The sequence below is a fragment of the Kribbella sp. genome (assembly GCF_035687465.1).
In the GTDB taxonomy this organism is placed as follows: domain Bacteria; phylum Actinomycetota; class Actinomycetes; order Propionibacteriales; family Kribbellaceae; genus Kribbella.
In genome coordinates this window covers 1-21,837 of the sequence record NZ_DASRXP010000358.1, presented here as the reverse complement: position 1 = coordinate 21,837, position 21,837 = coordinate 1, and the positions used below count along the sequence as shown (strand labels likewise).

The window sequence follows — 21,837 nt, the reverse complement described above, 5'->3', positions numbered from 1 at the left end:
CCTGGCCCCGGATCTCGGTGATCTGCTCGGGATGCAAGGGATCCACCCCGAGGACCCGGGCGGTGATGTCCAGCGGAACGGCCGACATCGGCAGCACCCGCCCTTGTGCACCGAGAAGTCTGGCCACCCAGTCGAGTCCGTCGACGGCCTCGCCGAGCAGTTCCCAGAGCGCGACGATGAGCAGGTTCCCGACCGCGTGGTCGTGCAGTTCGCCTTCGCTCTTGAAACGATGCTGCAGTACGTCGGCCCAGGTCCGACCCCACTCGTCATCGCGACAGAGCGCGGCCAGCGCCATCCGCAGATCACCCGGCGGCAGGACGCCGAGCTCGCGGCGCAACCGGCCCGACGAGCCGCCGTTGTCGGCGACCGTCACGACCGCGGTCAGCTGGTCCGTGACCTGGCGCAGGGCGGACAGCGAGGCGGCCAGACCGTGCCCGCCACCCAGTGCGACGACTCGTGGAGCCCTCGTCACCGCCACCCCACTCTCATCATTCGCGCCCCAGATCCCGGTGCACCACCAACGTCGGTGAACCCTTCTCGCGCAGCCGTTTGGCGATCTCCTCGGCCATCGCGACGCTCCGGTGTTTCCCGCCGGTGCAGCCGATCGCGACCGTGACGAACCGCTTGCCCTCGTTCAGATAACCCGTCCGCAGGGTGTCCAGCACGTCCACGTAGTTCTGCAGGAACTGCTGGGCCAGCGGATGACCGAGCACGAAGTCTGACACAGCTTTGTCCTGGCCGGTCATCGGGCGCAGGTCGGGCTGCCAGTACGGGTTCGGTACGAAGCGCATGTCGGCCACCACGTCGGCATCCACCGGGATGCCGTACTTGAAACCGAACGACACCACGGTCGCCCGCAGTTCGACGTTCTCCTCGTCGCCGAAGGCGTTCACGATCCTCGCGGCGAGCTGGTGGATGTTCAGGTTCGAGGTGTCGATCACCAGGTCGGCGCCGGCCCGGATGTCGCCGAGCAGCTCCCGCTCCCGCTCGATCCCGGTCAGCAGCCGGCCGTCGCCCTGCAGCGGATGCGGCCGGCGCACGCTCTCCTGCCGCCGCACGATCACGTCGTCCGAGGCCTCCAGGAACAAGGTCAGCGGGCGGTAGCCCTTGGTCCGCAGGTCCTCGAGCGCCGAACCGAGCTCGTCGAAGAACATCCCGGTCCGGACGTCGACGACCACTGCCAGCCGCGGCGAGGCACCGGTACCGACCACCTGCTCGACGATGGTGGTGAGGAACATCGGTGGCAGGTTGTCGACCACGAACCAGCCGAGGTCCTCCAGTACGTCCGCGACCGAACTCCGTCCCGCGCCGGACATGCCGGACACGATGATGAGGTTGCCGCTCGACTCGTCCATCAGTTCTCAGTTCTCCCCGTTCAGGCCCCCGTCGGGCGGACCGGAGAGCTCCGGCCCGTCGTCATCCAGTATCTCGCCGGTGGCGGTGTTCACGGCCGGTGCGCGGCCTGTGTCGGCCTTCGTTGCCGCCGAGTTCACCGCCAGGACCACAGACTCGGCGGTACGGCGTCCGAAACCGGGCAGGTCGGCGACCTCATCGACCGAGGCCTGGCGGAGTTTCTTCAGCGAACCGAAGTGCCGGAGCAGGGTCTTGCGCCGGACCTCGCCCAGTCCGGGGACCTCGTCGAGCACGCTCTCCACCATCGTCTTGGACCGCCTGCTCCGGTGGTGCGTGATGGCGAACCGGTGGGCCTCGTCACGGAGCCGCTGCAGCAGGTACAGGCCCTCCGAAGTACGGGAGAAGATGACGGGGTCCTCCTCATCGGGCAGCCAGACCTCCTCCAGCCGCTTGGCCAGGCCGCAGACCGGGATGTCGCCGAGGCCGAGCTCGTCCATGGCCTGCCGGGCGGCGGCCACCTGGGGCGGACCGCCATCGACCACGACCAGCCCCGGCACGTACGAGAACTTCTTCGCCCGGCCCGTCTCCGGGTCGATCAGGTTGGCGGTCGGGTCCTCCCCCTCCGGCACGCTGGCCCGCTCGTCCAGCAGCCGCCGGAACCGCCTGGTCAGCACCTCCGCGATCGAGGCGACGTCGTTCTGCCCGTCGACGCCCTTGATGACGAACCGCCGGTACTCGCTCTTGCGCGGCAGGCCGTCCTCGAACACGACCATCGAGGCGACCACCTCGGTGCCCTGCAGGTTCGACACGTCGTAGCACTCGAGCCGGAGCGGCGCCTCGGGCAGGTCGAGCGCTGCCTGGATCTCCTCCAAAGCCAGGTTGCGAGTGGTCAGATCGCTGGCCCGCTTGGTCTTGTGCATGGTCAGCGTCTGCAACGCGTTGCGCTCGACGGTCTCCATCAGCGCCTTCTTGTCGCCGCGCTGCGGGACCCGGATGGAGACCCTGGAACCGCGCAGCGCGGTGAGCCACTCGGTCAGCGCCTCCACGTCGTCGGGGATCGTGGGCACCAGGATCTCCCGCGGGATCCCTTCGCCGGACTCCGCGGCATACATCTGCTGGAGGAATCTGGAGACGAGGTCGCCGGTTGTCGCCGTACCGTCGGCCTTGTCGGCGATGAAGCCGCGCTGGCCGCGGACCCGGCCGCCGCGCACATAGAAGCTCTGGACCGCGACCTCGAGCGGGTCCTCGCTCAAGGCGACCACGTCCGTGTCGGTGCCGTCGCCGAGCACCACCGCGTTCTTGGCGAGGGCCTTCTCCAGGGCGGCGAGATCGTCGCGGATCTTCGCGGCCCGCTCGTACTCGAGCTCGGCCGCGGCCGCGCGCATCTCCTTCTCCAGGCGGCGCACGTACGTCGCGGTCTGGCCGGACAGGAACGCGGCGAAGTCCTCGACGATCTTGCGGTGCTCCTCCTGGCTGACCTGGCCAGTGCAGGGCGCGGCGCATTTGCCGATGTAGCCGAGCAGGCAGGGCCGGCCCATCTGGCGGTGCCGGTTGAACACGCCCTTGCTGCACGAGCGCATCGGGAACACCCGGAGCAGCAGGTCCACGGTCTCGCGGATCGCCCAGGCGTGGCTGTACGGACCGAAGTACCGGACGCCCTTCTTCTTGGCGCCGCGGCCGACCATCACCCGCGGGTAGTCCTCGTTCAGGGTGATCGCGAGCCAGGGATAGGACTTGTCGTCGCGGTACTTCACGTTGAAGCGCGGGTCGTACTCCTTGATCCAGGAGTACTCCAGTTGCAGCGACTCGACCTCGGTCGAGACGACCGTCCAGTCCACCTTCGCGGCGGTGGTCACCATCGACTGGGTCCGCGGGTGCAGGTTGGCCAGATCCTGGAAGTACGACGAGAGCCGGGAGCGCAGGTTCTTCGCCTTGCCGACATAGATCACCCGGCCGGCGGCATCGCTGAAGCGGTACACCCCGGGCGAGTCGGGAATCGACCCGGGAGCGGGTCGGTAGGAGGAAGGATCAGCCACCCAACCACCCTAGTTCGCCGTACCGACAACGCCGACCGCGCACGCCCTGACCGCAACTTGCCGGTGTCCGGCGAAACAGTCCTTCCCAGGTCCGTCCAGACAGCCCGGTTGGCGAAGAGTAGGCACGAGTCCGCGTCCTGGGGTGTCTTCTGAAGCTTGCGATCCGGCAAAGATGGCGTTGCGGTTTGCCGCGACGGCCACGTCATCGGCCGCAGCCGGGGTATGCGTTCGTAGCTTGGTGACTGAGCGTGGATGTTCAGGATCGAGCGTGAGCCCGTGCGCCTTCCCCAGGGAGTTCACTTTGTTGACCATCACCCCGCGGCGAGTGCGAATCGTCCTCGGCGCCGCTACAGCTTGTGTGCTGGCTGCCGCCGGCCTCGCCGCCACCCCGTCGCCAGGCCTGGCCCGCGTCCCTGCCCCTGAGGAGCCCGCCGGCGCCCTCGTCCGCGGTACCGACAGCCCCACGGCGATCCCCGGCAGCTACATCGTGGTCCTGGAGGGCCAGAGTTCGGCCGCGGTGACCCGGGCCACCACGCAGAGCATCGCGCGGTCGTACGAGGTCCAGGTGCGGCGGCAGTTCAGCGCTTCCATCCAAGGCTTCTCCGCGGCGATGACCGCGGAGCAGGCGCGGAAGGTGGCCGCCGACTCCCGGGTCGCGCTGGTACAGCAGAACCAGAAGATCACCGCGACGCAGGACAACCCGCCGTGGGGGCTGGACCGGACCGATCAGCGGGAACTGCCGCTGGACGGCAAGTTCGAGCCGTCCGCGACCGCCGAGAACGTCAGCGTCTACGTGATCGACACCGGGATCTACACGGCCCACCAGGACTTCGGCGGGCGGGCGGCTGTCGGTACCGACACGATCGGCGACGGACAGAACGGTGTGGACTGCGCCGGACACGGCAGCCACGTGGCCGGCACGATCGCCGGTACGACGTACGGGCTCGCCAAGAGCGCCAAGATCTTCGGGGTCCGGGTCCTCGACTGTGGCGGCTCCGGCTCGACCGAGAGCGTGGTCGCTGGAATCGAGTGGGTCACCGCGAACGCCAAGAAGCCGGCGGTCGCGAACATGAGCCTCGGCGGCAGCGTGGACCCGGCCTTCGATGCGGCAGTGAAGGCATCGGTCGAGTCCGGCATCGTCTATGCGGTTGCGGCAGGCAACGACAGCATGGACGCCTGCAACACCTCACCGGCCCATGAACCGTCGGCGATCGCGGTCGGAGCTGTCGACCCGACCGACACCAAGGCCGTCTTCTCCAACTTCGGCAGCTGTGTGGACGTCTTCGCCCCGGGCGTCGACATCGAGTCGGTCGGCATCAGCGGACCGGAGGCGACGCTCAAGATGAGCGGCACCTCGATGGCGAGTCCTCATGTGGCGGGCGAGATCGCGCTGTACCTCAGCGCCCACCCGGAGGCGACGCCGGCCGAGGTGAGGACCGCTCTGCTGGGAGCGGCGACACCGGACAAGGTCACAGACCCGGGTGCCGCCTCCCCGAACAAGCTCCTCTACGCGGGACCGATCAACCCGACCGAGCCCACCCCGACGCCGACGCCATCCACGCCGGCGCCGAGGTAGTTGCTCAGGCGGGGCCGAGGATGTTGCCGCCCTGGACGGTGATGGTGACCGGAGCCAGTGGCCTCGAGGCCGGCCCGTTGGCGACCGTGCCGTCGCTGGCGTTGAACTTGCTCCCGTGGCAGGGGCAGTCGATGGTGTCGTTCTCGACCTTGGTCACGAGGCACTGCATGTGGGTGCAGACCGCCGTGAAGGCCTTGTACTGACCGGCCGTCGGCTGCGTCACCACGATCTTCGCGTCGCTGAACACCATGCCGCCGCCGACCGGGACGGACGACGTCGGACCGAGCACCGGTCCCCCGCCGCCGGCGGGTGCGCTGGACGTCGGAGCCGAGGAAGGCGCCGAGGTCGGAGCCGAAGTCGGGTCCGAGCTGCTGGTGGAACTGGACGGCGTACCGCTGGCGTCGCCGCCGTCACCGCACGCGGCGAGCAGCGGTACGGCGACTCCGGCGAGACCGGCGACCGCGGCACCCCTGAGCACCGCCCGCCGATCACGCAGCGTCTCGATCGCCCGGGAGAGTTCTGCCGTTCTGTCGTCGCTCATGAATCTGGACCTCCAAGAGCCTGCTGGCAAAAGTAGTTGAACGCTCTGCTATCTGTTTCTACCCGACCGCCCCAAATCGGGACGGCCGGGCAGCACTTCCGCCACCGATTCATCACCCGGCGGCTCCCCCTGCTACCCGGACTAACGGCAGGATCGGGCGATCGGTTCAACCGAACCCGAAGAATTGCCAGACCGGCGGGTCAGCGGGTGGCGCGTTCTACCAGGCGGGCCGTCAGTTCCAGGACCGCTCGGCGGGTGCCCGGCTCGAGCCGCTCGGGCTGGAGGGGCCAGGCGCGCGCCAGGTGAGCGTCGTACGGGAGGACGACGTAGCCGAGGCCGCGGTCGGAGACGGCCGACTGCAGCCAGCGCACCGGCTCGGGATCGTCGGGCTGGTTCTCGGTGATGATGACCAGGCCCTTCTGCACCAGCATTTGCTGCCCGTCGGCGCTCAATTGGTCCAGTTCGCTGATGCTGCTCAGCGCGGCCTCGCGAGACGAGGGGATCACCAACGCGACCGCGTGGGCCGCGCCCGCGACGTACGCGGTGGCTTCCTCGTAGAGGCCGGACGGGCAGTCGACCAGGGACAGCGGGATCTGGTTCGCGCCGCCGACGTTGCGGGCGGCAAGCACATCGCTGATCGCGTCCGCGGTCGGCTCGGCCCGGGCCAGCTGGACCCGCGAGCCCGGCGTGTTCGCGATGCCCTTGTCGAGGCGGAAGGACAGCTTGCCCTCACGCGGGTAGGCGTCGACGGCCAGCACGATGTCGCTGCGCTGCGAGGCGAGCGTGTCCGCCAGCAGAGCGGTGACGATCGACGTTCCGCTGTACGGCACCGGGCCGATGATGCCGATCATCCGGCCGATCCCGATCGGGCGCCGGATCACCGCGATGTTCTCCACGTCGCGCTGCATCCGGCCCGAGGCACCGGCGATGTAGGCGGCCTCGGCTGCAAGGCGCCCGATCCGGCGGAGGAAGCCGCCCGAGCCGGGCTGCTCCTCGTGCTGCAGCCCGAGTGAATCGGTTGCCACGGGCAACGCTTCGCCGAGTGGGTCCTGGTACGCCGGGGCGTACGCGTGTGAGTCGGGAGCCTCAGGTGTCGGGGTGTCCCAACCGGTCGGCTCCTGCTGCGGCTGGTCCCAGCCGGTCGGCTCTTGCGGCGGCTGGCTCCAACTGCCGTCGCCGGTGGCCTGCTGCTGGTACGCCGGTGGCGGCTGCGGCGGATATCCCTGTTGCGGGGGTGGTCCGTAGCTCTGGTCGTACCCCTGCTCGTAGTTCTGCGGGGGCGGCTGATACCCAGGCGGCGGTCCGTACTGCTGCGGAGGCGGCCCGTACTGCCCAGGCGGACCCTGCGAGGCTTGCTGGTCGTACTGCTGCTGGTACTGGGGATAAGGCGGCCCGGGCGGCGGCGCGTACTGCTGAGGCGGCTCGTACTGCTGCGGCGGCGGGTACTGCTGCTGCTCGTACTGCTGCGGCGGGTACGGCGGTTGTGCTTGCGGATACGGCTGCTGATACCCCTGCTGGTCGTACGGCCCTTGCTGGTACTGCCCCTGCTGGTACTGGGGCTGGTTGTACTGCCCCTGCCCCTGGCCGCCCTGGGGCTGTGTGTGCTGCTGCGTCTGCGGCGGTACAGGTGCACCCCACCCGTTCCCCGAAGGAGGTGGTGGCGGCGGCATCGCCTGCGCACCACCAGCAACCGGGCCGCCGCCGCCACGAGCAGCGGGAGGTGGCTCAGGGGAAGCTGGTACGGCGGCGCTGCGGGCCGCCGCCGAATCGTCGTCGAGGCGGTTCATCATGTCCGCCTGCCAGTTCGATCCGGTCATACCATCCGATCAGAAGACGTCGAGCAGATCGCTGAACACCCCGAATGCCCCGAGGACCAGCGGAATCAGCGCTACCACGGCCAGTACCTGGATCTGGTCCAGGGTCTGCCCGAGCCGGACCTGCACGTGGTCCTGCGGCGTCCAGCTGAGGCCGAATGCACCCGCCATCGCCACGACCACTAGTAGTCCGACAGCTACAAGTGTGCCACCCACTGACTCCTGAGACAGATCCAGCACCAGCGCGGCGACCACAACTCCCGCGGCAGCGAACAGACCGAGCACTTCTCCTGCCAGTGGATACAGCCGCGAGCGGGAGCAAAGTAGCAACGCCAGCACCGCCGCGATGCCGACGGTCCACCCCGAACCGTGCATGGCGAGCACCACCCCGGCCGCAGCCGACCAGAGCGCGATGGAGGCCGCCGCGAGCGCCAAACCGACGTGGGCCGCGTTCAGCGCCTCCTCGACGTCCGGACGCCCGACCTCATTTCCGCGAGCCCGTTGATCGTCCAGTGCGGTCAGACCGGACATGGACAGAGCCAGGCGCGGCAGTATGCCGAGCAGCAGTACCGCGACCACCGCGATCAACGCGCTCAGCTTCTCGCTCGAAGCCCCGGAGCCGATCCCGATGATCCAGATCAGCGCGAAGAGCATCGCAGTACCGCCGCCGATCAGACCGCCACCGGCCAGGCCGGCCATCGCGAAGAGCAGCGGGCCGAGCGCCAGCCCGAGCGCGGTGATGCCTGCCCGCATCGGGATCGACCAGTCCTCGGAGATCCCGAGGGTCCAGGCCACGATCGCGAGCAGCACGGGCGTGACGACCAGCAGCGCGATCGCCGTGGTGCGCTGCTCGGCGCGGCCGAGCACGACGCCGCCGATCCCGGTCATGATCGCGACGATCAGCAGCACGAACGCGGTCACGTCCGGCTCGGCCGACCGCGCCAGCGCGATCGCCCCGGCCAGCAGGGCGAAGATCAGTGCCGCGCCAGAAGCCCAGTGCCGGTGCTTGCGGGCGAAGATGGTGCCGCGCCGTTCGAGGTCGTCCACGGCCTCCTCGGCCACGTCGTAGACGGTCGGTGGCGGAGGCACCTCGCCCTCGGCCGCCAGCCGCAGTACGGCGCCGTCACCGATCTGCGCCGAGCCGAGGGTCAGCTCGAGCGAGACCGTCTGCCCGGTCGGCGTGGTCAGGTACCGGCGCCGGGGCGACGGATCGACCGGCTCGCCGAGCATCCGCAACAGGTCCGGCATCAGCCGGCCCAACGGCTCGTCGACCGGCAGTACGGCGTCCATCTGGCGTTGCCGCCCGATGATCGTCACCCGGCTGTAGACCGCAGCCACCCATCCACCTCTCTGATCACGTGTTCCAGAACTACATTCATATCGCCACAGTGGCTAGGGCTGCTGCACTGGTGCGCCGGGCGGTAGCAGGCGGCCGAGCAGGGCACTGTAGATGTTCCAGTCGAGCTGGCTCTTGCCGTCACCGATCGGGTACCAGACCGCAGGCGAGGCGGACGAACCGATCTTCACCGGCTTGATCTCCGCGACCCCGCTGACATCCATCGCCTTGGCCAGCCCCTCGCCCTGCAGCGCGTCGTTGCCGACCCCCATCGCCATCGGGGCCGGGACGCCGACCCAGTGCGGCATCGACTTCGTGTCAGTACCACCGCGAGCGCCCTGAGCGAAGAACGAGACCAGCGTGAACGACTTCGCCAGCCTCTCCCCCACCCGCTGGACATCGCCCGGCGAGGGCAGCCCATCCGGCGTCGCGACCGACATGGTGATGACCTCTTCCAGTCCGGCAGGCCGCCGATGGATCTCCACCGCTCCTGCCGCGCTCAGACCGTCTTTGCCTCCGACGACAGCGAGCCAGGTCGGCTTCGGCGCCCGGCGCCGGCAGTACGCCGTCAGCTGGCCGACGTTCCACGGTTGGGTCACCGGCTCCGCGGTCCCCCACCCGGCCGGCTTGACTCCGGTCAGGTCGGTGAACAACTGCTCGGTCGCCTTCCCGACGACTGTGGACTCGAGCGCCTGGTACCGCACCCGCGCGGTGATCATCAGCTGGTACGGCAGCTCCAGGTCGACCGCGACGAAGGTCGGGCTCATGTCGACCTTGTCCTGCTCACCGGCAGCGACGGCGGCGAACATCTGGCCGTCCCACTTCAGCTTCGAGCCACCCAGCCCGTCGTACGCGCCCTCGCCGTTCGGCTCGGTCACCACCCAGCGCGAGTCCCGCGCGCTGAACAGGGTCGTCCGTACTGCGAACGTCAGCCGCGTGGTCGCCGGGGTCACCAGCTGGAGCCCGAGGCCCTCGACCTCCGCGGCGGCGAGCGCGTCCACCAGCCAGGCGGACATCCCGACCACCGGGCGGTCCTGCATGATCACGACGACCTTGTCGGTCCGGATGTCGATCGCCGGACTGAGCTCGACCGGGTTAGGCATCGTTGCCTCCAGCACCATTCGAGGCCGGGTCGGCAGGACCCGTGGATGGGTTACCAGTAGGTGGGTTGAAGGGTGGCGGGGCCGGCTTCCACACCCGTCCACCGAGCCGCTCGACCAGCGTGGCGGCGTACCGGTCGGCCAGCTCGGGCGCACCGTCCTGCGGCGTCGCGCGAACCTCCATCCACCAGACCGGGATCTCCACGTCGGCCAGCTCAGGCCCGAGCAGCCGCTCCACCTCGCCCGGGACCTGGATCAGGATCGGCGCCTCCAGCGACGCCAGCGGCTGACCCTGCGGGTCGCACAACTGCAGGATCGCGCCGTCGGACACATCGCGCACCAGCCAATCGGGGCCGGCGGAAACCATGCCGGCCAGCACATCTTCGTACGACGGCCGCCCGTCGATCAGTGCCACCACGTCGTAGCTCACTTCACTCCTCCACCATCTGACTCGTCGGCGGACGCGGTTCCGTCCGCCAGCGCGGTCTGGATCAGGTACGGGCGTTCGCCACGTCGCACGAACAGGCCCCGGCCGGCCGGGAAGTTCCCCGGTACGGCGCCGGTGAACAATGCGCCCTCGCTCTTGTCGCCCGACAGCACCAGCCCGGCCGTGCCGGACTCCATCACGGTGGTCAGGAACGGTTCGTACAGCGCCCGGCCTGCACCGGAGGCACGCCGGGTGATGACGAAGTGCAGGTTGATGTCGCGCCCGGACGCGACGTACGGCAGGAACGGGTCCATCGGTGCCTGGCCGCCGCTGGTCAGCAGGTCGTAGTCGTCGGCGACCACGATGACCTTGGGTCCGGGGACTGGAACGATCGCTCCGTCGTTCGTGTCGTCCGGCAGCCGCTTCTCCAGCTCACTGGAGACACCGGCTGCCAGGCCCGCACCGACCCGGCCGCTGGTCGCGTAGCCGCCGAGGTACGGATCCGGCAGGAAGCCGCGCAGGCCGCGCCGCGGGTCCATCACCGCGAACACCACCTCGTCCGAGCTGTACCGGTCGATCAGCTGCTGCATGATCAGCTTCAGCAGGTTGGTCTTGCCGGAGGCCGTGTCGCCGAAGATGACCAGGTTGCCGTCGCGCTCGAACAGGTCGAGCAGCACCGGCGCCATCGCGGTCTCGTCCATGCCGATCGGTACGGTCTCGGGCTCGTCCTGGGCTGTCGGCAAGGTCTTGCGCTCGAGTTTGAGCGGCAGCACCCGGACCTTCGGTGCCGTCGGTCCCTGCCAGGCGGAGCCGAGCGCGAGCGCCTGGCCCTGCATCGCCTCGCTCAGGTCGTCGTCCTGCAGCATGCTGTCCACCCGGGGCAGCGCCAGCTGGCCGAACAGCTTGTTGCGCGGAATCAGCACCCGGCCCGGACCGGCGTTCCGCATCGTCTCCTGCAGCCTGCGGTCGATGTTGGAGTCGGCCGGGTCGTTCAGCCGCAGCTCCAGCACCGTGCCGAACAGCGCCTGCGTCGCCATCCGCACATCTGTCCACCGGACCATCGCGGTGACCAGGTGGATGCCGTAGCTGCTGCCGCGCTGGACCAGGTCGGCGATCGGCTCCTCGAGCTCGTCGAAGGTCGTCTTGATCGCGCCGTAGTTGTCGAGTATCAGCACCACGTCCGCGACCGGCAGCTCCGGCACCTGGCCGGCGGCGTGCAGGGAGCGGAGTCGCTCCATCGTGTCGATGCCGCGGTCGCGGAACACGACCTCCCGCTCGTCCAGCATGCCGCGGACCTCTTCCAGCGTCCGCCGGATCTTCTCCCGGTCGGTCCGGATCGCGACGCCGCCGACGTGCGGCAGGTCGGCCAATGGCGCCAGACCACCACCGGCCAGGTCAATGGCGTACACCGCGACCTCTTGCGGCGTGTAGCTGTGAGCCAGCGAGGTCACCACCGTGCGCAGGAAGGTCGTCTTGCCGGACGACGGCCCACCGACCAGGGCGCAGTGGCCACCCGCCACGGTGAGATCGAGCCGGAAGACACTCTGGGCCTGCTTGCGCGGATCGTCGATCACCCCGATCGCCGGCGACATCGGCGGGCTCTTCACCGCGAACTGCAGGCCGCGCGATCCGGTGATGTCGACCGGACCACCGACCTGGTCGAGTGTGCAGACCTTCGGCAACGGCGGCAGCCACACTTGCGGAACCGGCGTACCGGCGGGTTTGACCTGATCGACGAACACCCCGAGCACGGTCGGACCGGTGGTCCGCTCGGTCGAATCGTCCTCGTCGGACTTCGTGTCCTCCGCCGCGAGCGTCTTCAGATCAGGCTGCTGGTACGGCGTGACGAGGTACGGGCGGACCGCCGGACCGTCGTTCGCCTTCTCCTCTTCCGGAATCACGCGACCCTTGTACGGGCCGGAGACGTACGCCGCGCGGAACCGCTGGTACACGCTGGTGTCGACCTTCAGGTACCCGAATCCCGGCAGCGGCGGCAGGTGGAACGCGTCGTCGGTGTCCAGGACGGTCCGGCTCTCCTCCTCGGAGAAGGTGCGCAGCCCGAGCCGGTAGGACAGGTAGGTCTCCAGGCCGCGCAGCTTGCCGCCCTCGACCCGCTGGCTGGCGAGCAGCAGGTGGACGCCGATGGACCGGCCGATGCGGCCGATCGACAGGAACAGGTCGATGAAGTCCGGCCGCGCGGTCAGCAGCTCGCCGAACTCGTCGATCAGCACGAACAGATGCGGGTACGCCGGCATGTCCGGCCGCTGCTTGCGCAGTAGCCGGTAGTCGGTGATGTTCGCGACGTTGCCCGCGTCCTTCAGCATCTGCTGGCGCCGCTGCACCTCGCCCGCCAGGCTCGCGTACGCGCGCTCGGTCAGGCTGGGGTCGTCGACCAGGTTGGTGATGATGCCGGCCACATGCGGTACGCCCTCGAAGGGCGCGAAGGTGGCGCCACCCTTGTAGTCGATCAGCACCATCGCCAGATCCTCCGGCGAGTGCGTCGCCAGCAGGCCCATCACCAGCGTTCGCAGTACTTCGGACTTTCCGGAACCGGTCGCGCCGATGCACAGGCCGTGTGGCCCCATGCCGAGCTGAGCCGACTCCTTCAGGTCCAACACCACCGGCTGCCCATGACTGTCCAGGCCCAGCGGCACCCGGAGGAATGAGCGCTCGTGCCGCGGCACCCACATCTGGGCCAGGTTCAGGTCGCCCGGGTCCTCGATCTGCAGCAGACCCATGAAGTCGACGGTCTTCAGCGAGGCGTCTTCCTCGAGCGAGTCGGCCGACAACCGCAGCGGTGACAAGGTGCGGGCCAGGCCCTCGGCCGTCGCCAGCGGGGTGTCGTCGAGCCGCCCCTGGGCGGTCAGGTAGCCACCGCCGCGCAGGTCCTCGACCAGCACCTCGCCGTCCTGGACGGTGATCCGGATGGCCACGTTGCTCGGCTCCTGCATCCGGTCGGCGACCAGGTGCAGCACCGTCACCCCGAGCTCCCCGATGGTCAGGGTCTCGTCGGCGGTGACCACGTCGGTGGCGACATCGCCGTACGTGTCATGCAGGACGAGGAGGCGCTTGATCATCCGCCTGGAGTCGCCCGAGCGCAGCGATCCCCGCTTCGCCTCGCTGGCGAGGGTGGCTCGCGACGCCACGTCCTCGCGGATCAGGTCGGCCAGCTCGGACGGCTTCTGCGCGATCCGGCGGAACGGGTGCGGTCCTTCCCGGCGCTCCGGATCGACCGCGTGCGGCAGCCAGCCGACCCACTGCCACTGAGGCAGCGTGGCCGGCGGGAAACACGCCCCCATCTCGAGATCTTCCGGCGCATGGAACACCGCCGCCTGCAGCAACAGCGCTCTTGCGATCCGTACGACGCCGTCGCGGTCCCCGACGATGCTCACATTCCCCGCGAGGTCGAGGGGAATCGTCAAGGGCATGTCCGGCATCAACGCGAACCGCCGGGCCAGCGCCTCCGCCTCGGCCATCATGAACGGGTCCGGCGGATCCATCATCGAACCGGACGACGCGAGCGTAGCCGGGACCACCGGCATCCGGCCGGTCGCACAGCGGACCAGCAGGAAGTCCGAGTCGCTGCGCCGCCGCTCCCACAGCCGGGCCGGATCGCGGACACAGTCCACCAGGGCGTCAGCGGGCGGGTTCAGGGCCACGGCTGTCTTCCGGTTGGTCCGCTCCATCTTGCCGAAGTCCTCGCGCAACCGCTCGAGATAGTCGAGGTACCGGTTGCGCTGCTCACGGCTCTCCTTGCCGCTCCGGCCGCGCTGCGAGAACGCCATCCCGAAGGCGCCGAGCACCGTGACGAAGAGCACGCCGACGCCGATCACGGCCGACGTACCGGTGCGCATCGTGCTCATCATCCCGACCGAGCCCAGGACGCCGACCACCGGCATCATGGTCTGCATCGCGTTGCCGCGGCCCTTGGCACCCTTACCGCCGGGCGGCGGGGTCTCGATCACCCGCGGCTGCCCGGTGTCGATACTCCGAGTGCTCCGCGCCGGGCGGTGCACGAGTCGTGTCGACACTTTCTCTCCTCAGCTGAGCCGGCCGGCCCCTCGACTACAGTCCCTTGAACGCCTGATGGCATGCTCGACCGGAGCCTAGTAGAACGAGAGTTCACCCGCAGTCACCACCCGCGCCCAGCGGCGTACCGATGACTGCTCCGGCCACGCGGTGACCTGTCCACCGGACGCGACACGGCGCTCGTGAAAGCTCTCACACTGTTGCGTGACTGACCGGTTCGGATGACATGCTCTGACCGACTCGATGAGAGGCGGAGTGCGCTACCGATGACCGATCGACCGTTCGACGGCCGCCAGGTGCTGGACCTGGTAGCCGACTTGCTGCCGGTGCTGCTGCCGGACGCCGACCTGGACCCGGCCGGCCCGATCGTGAAGCTGCGCTGGAGCCGCGGCGGGCTGTCCTCCAGCGCCGATGTCGGCCTGGTCGAACTGATCGATCGGTGCCGTGAGCAACCGAACCACCTGTGGCCCCGCACCGTGGACGACTGGCTCCGCGCCGTCGTCGCCGAGATCGGCATCGCCACCGACGAACACCTGTACGGCGATGTCGCGGCCCGGCAGCGGGTCACCCTGCGCCCGGTCGGCTGGTCCGACGCGGTCGACAGCATGCTGGCCGGACTGACGGTCCCGTTCGGCCGGTACTTCGAGATCGCGTTCGGCATCCAGAGTGGTCCCGACTGGCACCGGCTGACCCAGGTCCGCCGGGTGATGCACGGACTGCATCTCCCGGACCGTCCGTCCGGCCTGGATCTCACCCTGCACGGCCTGACCGGCCTCACCTTCCAGCAGGTCCACGGCTACCCGTGGTCCGTCCTCAGCCGCCCGGGCGATCCCACCGTCGGCATGGCATTGGTGGACCACGAACGAGCTCTGCCCGCGGCCGGAAAGGGCCGGGGCACGTTGCTCGCAGTACCGGCGACCGACCTGTTCGCGATCTGCCCGGTCGACCGCCACGAAGACATGCAAACCAGGGCCGACGAGTTCGCCCGCTGGGTAGCCAAGGCCCACGGCGACGCCGAAGACCCCTGCAGCCCCGGCCTCTTCTGGCTAGTCGGCGAACTCCTCGCCGAACTTCCCGTCGACCTGGACCGCTCCCCCGCAGTAACCCTCCCCAAGGCGCTAAAAACCCCCACCTGGCGCCGCTGGCTAAACCGCTAAGCCTCGGTCAATCGTCCTCAGAGCCCCGATCCCTTCAGAACGGCGACGGTCGCGGAGGCTCAGGCACGATCAAGCCATCCCGCTCGCCTCGCGCGGCTTCGAGCGCACTCTCGATCGTGTCCGTGGCAAACGAGAACGGCTTCATCACGCCGTGCCCTACCAGGTACTGCTGATTCGCATGCCCACCCGCCGGCGCGTACAGAAGAAACTCCTCCCACCGCCCGACCTGCCAACCCGCAAACGAATCAGCAACCATGCGCGGCTCAGACGGACCGATCCGCGCATTCCACCACGCCGCCAGCAACGCCCGCGCCTGCTCCGGGTCGATCCCGTTCGTCATCTCAGCTCTCCTCGTCCAACGCGTCCAAAGCCGCCTCGTCGATCGGCAACGGCTCCAACTCGGCCCACTCACCGATCGACAGGATCGAGACAGATCCATATCCAAGCTCGAGTAACCCGTTCCCCAGCGAATAGGGGCCACCCCGCTCGAACAAGGCGAGGAGGGGCTCATACGGATCAGCCAACCCCGGGAACCGCTGCCGAGGCAGGTCACCCAGCGCCGCCCACCGCACGATGTTCACACCCATCGCCGGCCGGATCGGGAACTCCATGGGCGTCTGCTCGATCTCGAGCCTCTTCAGCAGAGCCGGGTCCACGGCGACCTCCGGCTCCAACGCACCCGCCAGATCGGAGAACGGCCACTCCTCCTCAGCCCCAACAGCCAGGGCCCACACCGCCGTACGCCGAAGAAACTCACGCGTCAGCAGCCCGCGCGACCGCCGATGCTCGTACGCCGCGTCGTCGTCCCACTGCACAGCCTTGAGCAGCTCAACCATCCGCTCAGCAGCGCCGCTATCGCTCACCAGCCCGCCCCTTCTCCGCTCTAGCTCACCTGCCGACCGTTGCCAACCGCATCAAACCACCGACGGAGAGCCGAGATCAGACGTCGACTTCTTCATCGTCGCCATCGGACCGGCTGAACGTGCGGCGGGTAGCACCCTGATCCTTCAGCAACTGAGCCTCCTTCACCGCGCCCGCCGCGGTCTCCCAACCCGGGAACTCGTACACCATGTCTCCACTGACCAGGAACGACTGATTCGTGAATCCACCGGGGGTGGTGATCACACACCATTGATCGTCGTACGCCGACCCCTCGTACCCCGCGAACGTGACCGGCTCGAACCGCGTCATGTCCTTCACCACCCAGGTTGTGATAGTCCGCCAGAATCCGGTACGCGTCCTCCACGGTCGAGCGCCTGGATGTCCTCCGGGCTGGGATCGACCTCGGCATGGTGGTTCGGTTGCACCACATACTTGAGCACGCCGTCAATCGTGCGAGCCGGACCACGGAGGCCGTACTGATCCTCCCGCGCACCCGTCGGTTCCGGAATGGCCTCAAGTTCCAGCAACCGTCGAAGCAACTCGGCCTCATCCTGCACCGACGAACCGGATCGCAGGAACAGGTTCTCCCGCGCACCCATCATCTCTCCTTCACCAGAGGTCATGATCCGCTGACAGCCCAGTCGCCAACGGCACCAAATTAGGTCGACGGAACTCACGCGTCAGCCTCAAACGAGAACGCAAGTGGTCGTACGCCGCCGCCAACAGTACGGATTATCAGATCGTCACCACTGCGGCGCGGGCCGGGGAGGCTCCGCCTCGATCAGGCCGTCCTGCTCCGCCCGGGCAGCGTCAAGCACAGACTCTCGCGTGTCGGTGGTGTACGAGAACGGCCGCACGACGCCGTGCCCAACCAGGTACAGCTGATTCGTGTAACCACCCGGCGACGAGAACACCAAGAACTCCTCGGCCGGTGCAACCTGCCAACTCACGTACGACTCAGCCGTGGTCTGATGCGCAGGATCAGGCATCCGCGCATTCATCCAAGCAGCCAACGCCGCCCGCGCCTCATCCAACACCCCCGGATCGATTTCGACCATTTCAACGATCCCCTCGAGCCGCGTCCAACGCGTCCAATGTCGCTTCGTCAATAGCCATGGGCGGCTGCTCAGCCCGCTCAGCCACCGACCTGTACGGAAGCGACACATACTCCAGCTCCATGAACCCGGAATGGATCCGGAACCCACCACCACGCTCCAACAGCAACAACAACGGCTCATACGGATCAGGATCCAACTCCGGAAACCGCTGCTTAGGCAGATCACCCAGCGCCGCCCAATACAACGCGCTTTCCGCAGCCCAGCGAAGTGGCTCCACCGTAAAGTAGACGCCGGCCGAGCGCACCAACTCCTCAAGCTGCGCAGGATCGGGCTCCTTGGTCGGATCCACCGCCTTCGCCAGATCAGCAGACGGCCACCGACTCTGCGTCAACGGACCCAACGCCTGGGCCCACCGCGCCGTACGGCCCAAGTACTCCTGCATCAGCCGAATCCGAGACCCCCGGTGCTTGAGGCACCCTTGTCGTCATCCCACTCAACCGCAAGCAACCGCTCGAGCACACGATCGGCCCTATCGTTGTCCGTCACAGGCCCATCAGCTCCTTTGCGGGAATTCTGACCGCCACCCGCGGACTAGCGGCCAGACTCTCTTTGCTGTTCGCTCCGGCGGGATGACGACCTAATGGGTCGCGGCCGGCCGGGCGTCGCGGCATCTCGGTCAGCGGCGCCTTGATCTCTTCAGAACGGGGATGGTCTCGGAGGATCAGGAACGATCAATCCATCCCGTTCATCCCGCGCCGCCTGGAGAGCGCTATCAATCGTGTCGGTCGCAAACGAGAACGGCTTCACTACGCCGTGCCCCACTATGTACTGCTGGTTTGCATGCCCGCCTGCTGGTGCGTACAGAAGGAACTCCTCCCACCGCCCGACCTGCCAGCCCGCAAACGAATCAGCAACCATGCGCGGCTCAGACGGACCGATCCGCGCATTCCACCAGTCCGCCAACAAGGCACGCGCCTGCTCAGCCTCAGCCGGGTCGATCTCGTCTGTCATCTCAGCTCTCCTCGTCCAACGCGTTTAGTGTTGCCACGTCGATCGGCAACGGGCTCGCCCTCGGGACCACATCGTCGTCACGTCTCACGGCCTCGAGTCGGTCGAACATCCGCTCATCAGGAGCGCCTAGCGTCGCCTTGTCGTGCTCAGCAAGCAACCTCGATCCGCTCCTTCGGATCCGGCAGTCACTCCGGCACCCACGGACGCCAGCAATCGGCATCTGGGGCATCCATCGTGGTGCCCTCGGGAAACTCGTGCACACCGCGGCCCGGAAGGTAGGCCGCGACAAGCAGGTCCAGATCGTGACAGAGCAGCATAGGCACGCCCGGCCTGGCCTCGACGAGGCGATCGAAGACCAGCCGTGCCTCCCGCTGCTGTACCACTGTGTCCCGACCTAGCCAGATGTCGATCTCCATCGTGTAACCGTCGAGGGCCTGGATATCCTCCGGGCCGGGATCGACCTCGACATGGTGATTCGGTTGCACCACGAACCCGAGCACGCCGTCAACCGTGCGAGCCGGACCACGGAGGCCGTACTGGTCCTCCCGCGCACCCGTCGTATCTGGGATGGGTTCGAGTTCCAACAACCGCTGGAGCGACTCAGCCTCGTCGTGCACCGGTGAGCCGGATCGCAGGAACACGTTCTCCCGCGCAGCCATCATCTCTCCTTCACATAGGTTACGACCCGGCCATCGCCGAGGATGAAATGCACCTTGGCGGCGACAGTCCTACCGGGTTGCCCGAGCGCCCTCTTGAAACCCCTCAGGGCCCCCTCCTCGGTCAGGCCAATCTTGCTGCCATCGATCACGACCTCGCCGTCGGTCGGCACTTGGTCGCTGGCGTCGTTGACGTTGCGCCTGACCGCAGTCGGCGAACTGCCATTCGGTGTCTTGAATTCAGTGACCACACCCTCGTCGAGCGGATCCTTGCGAACCATGCACTCCGGGTTCTTCAGTTTGTCCTTAGTGTGGTCCTCCTTGCGGCCGTCCACCCGCCAACCCTCTTGCTCGAGCCGGTCGGCTATAGCGCGCTCCTCTGGGCTGAGTGACCCGTCCGGGTCGTGTACGCCGGGCGCGAACTCATCACCAAGGGGCTTGTGGTGGAACGACGGGTCGAACCCTGGCCCATCGCTGACGCCGAAACCACTATCGCCCGGCCGCCAGTCCCGATCACCCTGTGCGGAATCGTATCCGTCTGCGCCAGGTGAGCCCGCTCCGGCCGCCGGTGGCGAGCCCTCTGGCGCCGGACCGTGGCCTGTGCGCGGCCCGTCCGGATTGAGAGCGTTCTCGATTCGGTGGGGATCATGCGGTGCGTGCGAAGCCGGCGGACCATCCGGATGCAACGCGTTCTCGATCCGGTTTGGATCGTGCGTGGCATGCGAAGCGGGCGGCCCATCCGGATGGAGACGCTCGTCGATCGTGTTGCGGTCCCCGGGCCGATCCTGCATGAAGTCCTCACGCGGATCCCGCGGACGCTCGGGTTGAGCGTTCGGACGATCCTGCATGAAGTCCTGACGGGGGTCCCGCGGACGCTCCCCCTCAGGACTCGGCGAACGCTCCCCCATGTTCCGATCACCCGGATCCCGCATGAAGTCCTCACGCGGATCCCGCGGACGCTCCCCCTCAGAACTCGACGGCCGGTCCCCCATATTGCGGTCCCGCGATTCCTGCATGAAGTCCTCACGCGGATCCCGCGGACGTTGAGGATCTAGACGATCCTCAATTCGATGGGGATCGCGCGGTGCCGGCGGACCGTCCGGGTGCAGGCGTGCGTCGATCTCGCGTGGCTCCGTGGTCCGTGGCGTCGCGGGCTCAGGCGCAGCGGGCTGCTCGTGCATCGGTCGTGCATTCTCCGGCGGCGGACGGTCGCGACGCGTCGACGGATCCGGTGCCCGATCGTGGGCCGACGATACCTCCTCGCTCGGACGCTCGTGAGTCTCCTGCTGGTGCGGCGTCTGGGACTGATTTGGCTGATCAGAGTGCGGCTGTTGTGGGGCATGCGGCGCCGGCGGCTGCTGCGGTGTATGCAGCGGGCCAGGCTCCGGAGGCGTGTACTGCAGCGGGGCATGCGGCTGCTGCGGAGCATGCGGCTGCACCGGCGGGTGCTGTGACTGCTGCGGATGCTGCTGCGGAGCGTGCTGCTGCGGACTCTGCTGAGGAGCATGTTGCTGGGGTGCATGGGGCTGGTGCGGGGGGAAGGGGTTGGGGGTGAAGTGGGTGCCGTTGACTTGCCAGCTTGGGCTGATTGGGGAGTGCCAGTCACCGCCGGGGCGACGTACGACGGCTTCCAGTCTCTGGAACGTGTTCCCGTATTTCGGCGGCCAGTCGGAGATGCGACCGGACTGCATGTCGGCCCAACGGACCGTGCCGTCGACGTCGACGAAGGCGTTGAACCAGTGAGCGGTCTCCGGAGCGTCCGGGTTGAGCCTGGTCCAATGCCCGTAGATGATCGCAGCCGTGCCGGGCGGCTGGCCATTCAGTGCGTTGTAGATCGCCTGATTCGCGCCGTCTGTGTACGCCGCTGGGTTCTGCGCGCCGACGACCGGGTTCCCGTTGGCGTCATTGACTCTGATCGCGTCCGGCTGCACACCGGTGTACTGGTACATCTCGTCGTACTCGCCAGGCTTCGGCTCCTCGATGCCGTGCTTGTTGACCTTCGTCTTGAGGTCGCCATTAGCGATCCGCGGCTCCCCGCCCTGCAGGTTGTCGGCGAACGCACGAGAGTTGTCACCACAGTTGTTGGTGGCGGCGGGGTGACCGGTGCTGAAGTGCGGGTTGCCTTCGGTGATCCAGTCTTCGACGTTGCGCAGCGGGTCACCAGCGATCTTCGCTTTGAGCCGCTGGAGCAGAGAGCCGGTCGGGTCGCCGGGGTTGTAGCGGGTCGGCTCGACGTCGTGTCGTTGCTGTCCTGGGTGACCGACAGGGGGCGGTGGGTCCTGTTTCGGTTGGTCTGCGTCGGCTTTGGAGTCTTCCGGCTTGTTCTCGTCGGACTTCTTCGCTGGCTGCTGGTCGTCGTTCGAGTTGTGGGACGGATCGTGACTGCCGTCGTGGGGTGTGGTGCCGTGCCCGTCGGCGTGGCCCGGTCGGCCGGCGTGCGCCACGCCGGGCACCACCGGAGGCGGTACGAAGGCCGGCTCGTCGGCGGCCCGCACCGGGTCGGGCGTTCGCGTGGTTGGCGCATCCGGCGAGTGCGTGGACGGCGAATCGGGCGAATGCGTATTTGGCGAGTCCGGTGTACGGGTCGTCGGCGAGTCCGGTGTACGGGTCGTCGGCGACTCCGGCGTACGGGTCGTTGGCGAGTCCGGGGTGTGGGTCGCCGGACGGTCCGGCGTGTGGTGCGCCGCCGGTGCATCCGGGGTATTCGTCCGCGGCGAGTCCGAGGTGTTCGTGTGAGTCCGCGGCACATCCGGAGTGTGGGTGCTCGGCGAATCCGGCGTACGGGTCGTCGGCGAGTCCGGAGTGTGAGCCCTCGGCGCGTCCGGGCTGTGCGTGGACGGCGAGTCCGGCGTACGGGCCGA

20 protein-coding genes are annotated in these 21,837 nt (G+C 68.1%); 2 read left to right on the top strand and 18 right to left on the bottom strand.

Annotation, left to right across the window (positions count from 1 at the left end):
* From VFG33_RS18780 to uvrC, 3 genes are all read right to left on the bottom strand, one after another.
* Positions 1-472 (bottom strand): gluconeogenesis factor YvcK family protein (locus VFG33_RS18780; protein ID WP_325054197.1); only part of this gene is annotated, 472 nt, incomplete at its 3' end.
* A 16-nt stretch (positions 473-488) separates the two neighbouring features.
* A complete protein-coding gene (gene rapZ, locus VFG33_RS18775; RefSeq protein WP_325054196.1) occupies positions 489-1,355 on the bottom strand; it encodes an RNase adapter RapZ in 867 nt (288 codons plus the stop codon).
* Between the two features lie 6 nt (positions 1,356-1,361).
* Positions 1,362-3,389 carry an excinuclease ABC subunit UvrC gene (gene uvrC, locus VFG33_RS18770; RefSeq protein WP_325054195.1) on the bottom strand — a complete coding sequence of 676 codons (2,028 nt, stop codon included), beginning with the start codon at positions 3,387-3,389 and terminating at the stop codon, positions 1,362-1,364.
* Between the two features lie 304 nt (positions 3,390-3,693).
* Here uvrC and VFG33_RS18765 point away from each other — a divergent pair, with 304 nt between their 5' ends.
* Positions 3,694-4,965 (top strand): S8 family peptidase, encoded by a 1,272-nt coding sequence (locus VFG33_RS18765; protein WP_325054194.1) that lies wholly within the window; start codon positions 3,694-3,696, stop codon positions 4,963-4,965.
* 4 nt (positions 4,966-4,969) lie between these two features.
* Here VFG33_RS18765 and VFG33_RS18760 read toward each other — a convergent pair whose 3' ends face one another.
* From VFG33_RS18760 to eccCa, 6 genes are all read right to left on the bottom strand, one after another.
* Entirely contained in the window at positions 4,970-5,506 is a 537-nt protein-coding gene (locus VFG33_RS18760; protein WP_325054193.1) for a Rieske (2Fe-2S) protein, read from the bottom strand.
* 200 nt (positions 5,507-5,706) lie between these two features.
* Positions 5,707-7,323, bottom strand: a complete 1,617-nt coding sequence (locus VFG33_RS18755) for a MinD/ParA family ATP-binding protein (RefSeq protein WP_325054192.1) — start codon at positions 7,321-7,323, stop codon at positions 5,707-5,709.
* A gap of 9 nt (positions 7,324-7,332) precedes the next feature.
* Complete coding sequence (eccD, locus tag VFG33_RS18750; protein ID WP_325054191.1) at positions 7,333-8,658, bottom strand: type VII secretion integral membrane protein EccD; 1,326 nt, start codon at positions 8,656-8,658, stop codon at positions 7,333-7,335.
* A 54-nt stretch (positions 8,659-8,712) separates the two neighbouring features.
* Positions 8,713-9,759: a DUF6177 family protein gene (locus tag VFG33_RS18745; RefSeq protein WP_325054190.1), complete on the bottom strand. Its 1,047-nt coding sequence runs from the start codon at positions 9,757-9,759 to the stop codon at positions 8,713-8,715.
* Positions 9,752-10,186 (bottom strand): hypothetical protein, encoded by a 435-nt coding sequence (locus VFG33_RS18740; RefSeq protein ID WP_325054189.1) that lies wholly within the window; start codon positions 10,184-10,186, stop codon positions 9,752-9,754. Before VFG33_RS18740 ends, VFG33_RS18745 begins: the two co-directional genes overlap by 8 nt.
* Positions 10,183-14,214, bottom strand: a complete 4,032-nt coding sequence (gene eccCa, locus VFG33_RS18735; protein ID WP_325054188.1) for a type VII secretion protein EccCa — start codon at positions 14,212-14,214, stop codon at positions 10,183-10,185. Before eccCa ends, VFG33_RS18740 begins: the two co-directional genes overlap by 4 nt.
* A gap of 264 nt (positions 14,215-14,478) precedes the next feature.
* Between eccCa and VFG33_RS18730 the strand changes: the two genes are divergently transcribed.
* A complete protein-coding gene (locus VFG33_RS18730) occupies positions 14,479-15,369 on the top strand; it encodes a hypothetical protein (protein ID WP_325054187.1) in 891 nt (296 codons plus the stop codon).
* Positions 15,370-15,403: 34 nt separating this feature from the next.
* Here the strand turns inward: VFG33_RS18730 and VFG33_RS18725 are convergent, their stop codons facing one another.
* The 9 genes from VFG33_RS18725 to VFG33_RS18685 all read right to left on the bottom strand — a co-directional run.
* Positions 15,404-15,709, bottom strand: coding sequence for a hypothetical protein (locus tag VFG33_RS18725; protein ID WP_325054186.1), 306 nt, complete (start codon positions 15,707-15,709; stop codon positions 15,404-15,406).
* Between the two features lies 1 nt (position 15,710).
* Positions 15,711-16,232, bottom strand: a complete 522-nt coding sequence (locus tag VFG33_RS18720) for a hypothetical protein (RefSeq protein ID WP_325054185.1) — start codon at positions 16,230-16,232, stop codon at positions 15,711-15,713.
* A 76-nt stretch (positions 16,233-16,308) separates the two neighbouring features.
* Complete coding sequence (locus VFG33_RS18715; RefSeq protein WP_325054184.1) at positions 16,309-16,560, bottom strand: hypothetical protein; 252 nt, start codon at positions 16,558-16,560, stop codon at positions 16,309-16,311.
* Between the two features lie 5 nt (positions 16,561-16,565).
* Positions 16,566-16,928, bottom strand: a complete 363-nt coding sequence (locus tag VFG33_RS18710; RefSeq protein ID WP_325054183.1) for a hypothetical protein — start codon at positions 16,926-16,928, stop codon at positions 16,566-16,568.
* Positions 16,929-16,994: 66 nt separating this feature from the next.
* The gene (locus VFG33_RS18705; protein WP_325054182.1) at positions 16,995-17,309 is read right to left on the bottom strand and encodes a hypothetical protein; all 315 of its coding nucleotides are present in this window, start codon (positions 17,307-17,309) and stop codon (positions 16,995-16,997) included.
* A 1-nt stretch (position 17,310) separates the two neighbouring features.
* Entirely contained in the window at positions 17,311-17,658 is a 348-nt protein-coding gene (locus VFG33_RS18700; RefSeq protein WP_325054181.1) for a hypothetical protein, read from the bottom strand.
* 347 nt (positions 17,659-18,005) lie between these two features.
* Complete coding sequence (locus tag VFG33_RS18695; RefSeq protein ID WP_325054180.1) at positions 18,006-18,320, bottom strand: hypothetical protein; 315 nt, start codon at positions 18,318-18,320, stop codon at positions 18,006-18,008.
* A gap of 185 nt (positions 18,321-18,505) precedes the next feature.
* On the bottom strand, positions 18,506-18,979 hold the full coding sequence (locus VFG33_RS18690; RefSeq protein WP_325054179.1) for a hypothetical protein: 474 nt from the start codon (positions 18,977-18,979) through the stop codon (positions 18,506-18,508).
* On the bottom strand, positions 18,979-21,837 hold a 2,859-nt coding region (locus tag VFG33_RS18685; protein ID WP_325054178.1), incomplete at its 5' end, for a toxin glutamine deamidase domain-containing protein. The genes VFG33_RS18685 and VFG33_RS18690, both read right to left, overlap by 1 nt.

Coding starts and splice junctions, on each gene's coding strand:
- VFG33_RS18695 (WP_325054180.1), bottom strand. CDS start 18,320: ATGACAGACGAGATCGACCCGGCTGAGGCTGAGCAGGCGCGTGCCTTG.
- VFG33_RS18725 (WP_325054186.1), bottom strand. CDS start 15,709: ATGACGAACGGGATCGACCCGGAGCAGGCGCGGGCGTTGCTGGCGGCG.
- VFG33_RS18690 (WP_325054179.1), bottom strand. CDS start 18,979: ATGGCTGCGCGGGAGAACGTGTTCCTGCGATCCGGCTCACCGGTGCAC.
- VFG33_RS18730 (WP_325054187.1), top strand. CDS start 14,479: ATGACCGATCGACCGTTCGACGGCCGCCAGGTGCTGGACCTGGTAGCC.
- VFG33_RS18745 (WP_325054190.1), bottom strand. CDS start 9,759: ATGCCTAACCCGGTCGAGCTCAGTCCGGCGATCGACATCCGGACCGAC.
- VFG33_RS18715 (WP_325054184.1), bottom strand. CDS start 16,560: ATGACGCGGTTCGAGCCGGTCACGTTCGCGGGGTACGAGGGGTCGGCG.
- VFG33_RS18705 (WP_325054182.1), bottom strand. CDS start 17,309: ATGGTCGAAATCGATCCGGGGGTGTTGGATGAGGCGCGGGCGGCGTTG.
- VFG33_RS18760 (WP_325054193.1), bottom strand. CDS start 5,506: ATGAGCGACGACAGAACGGCAGAACTCTCCCGGGCGATCGAGACGCTG.
- rapZ (WP_325054196.1), bottom strand. CDS start 1,355: ATGGACGAGTCGAGCGGCAACCTCATCATCGTGTCCGGCATGTCCGGC.
- VFG33_RS18755 (WP_325054192.1), bottom strand. CDS start 7,323: ATGACCGGATCGAACTGGCAGGCGGACATGATGAACCGCCTCGACGAC.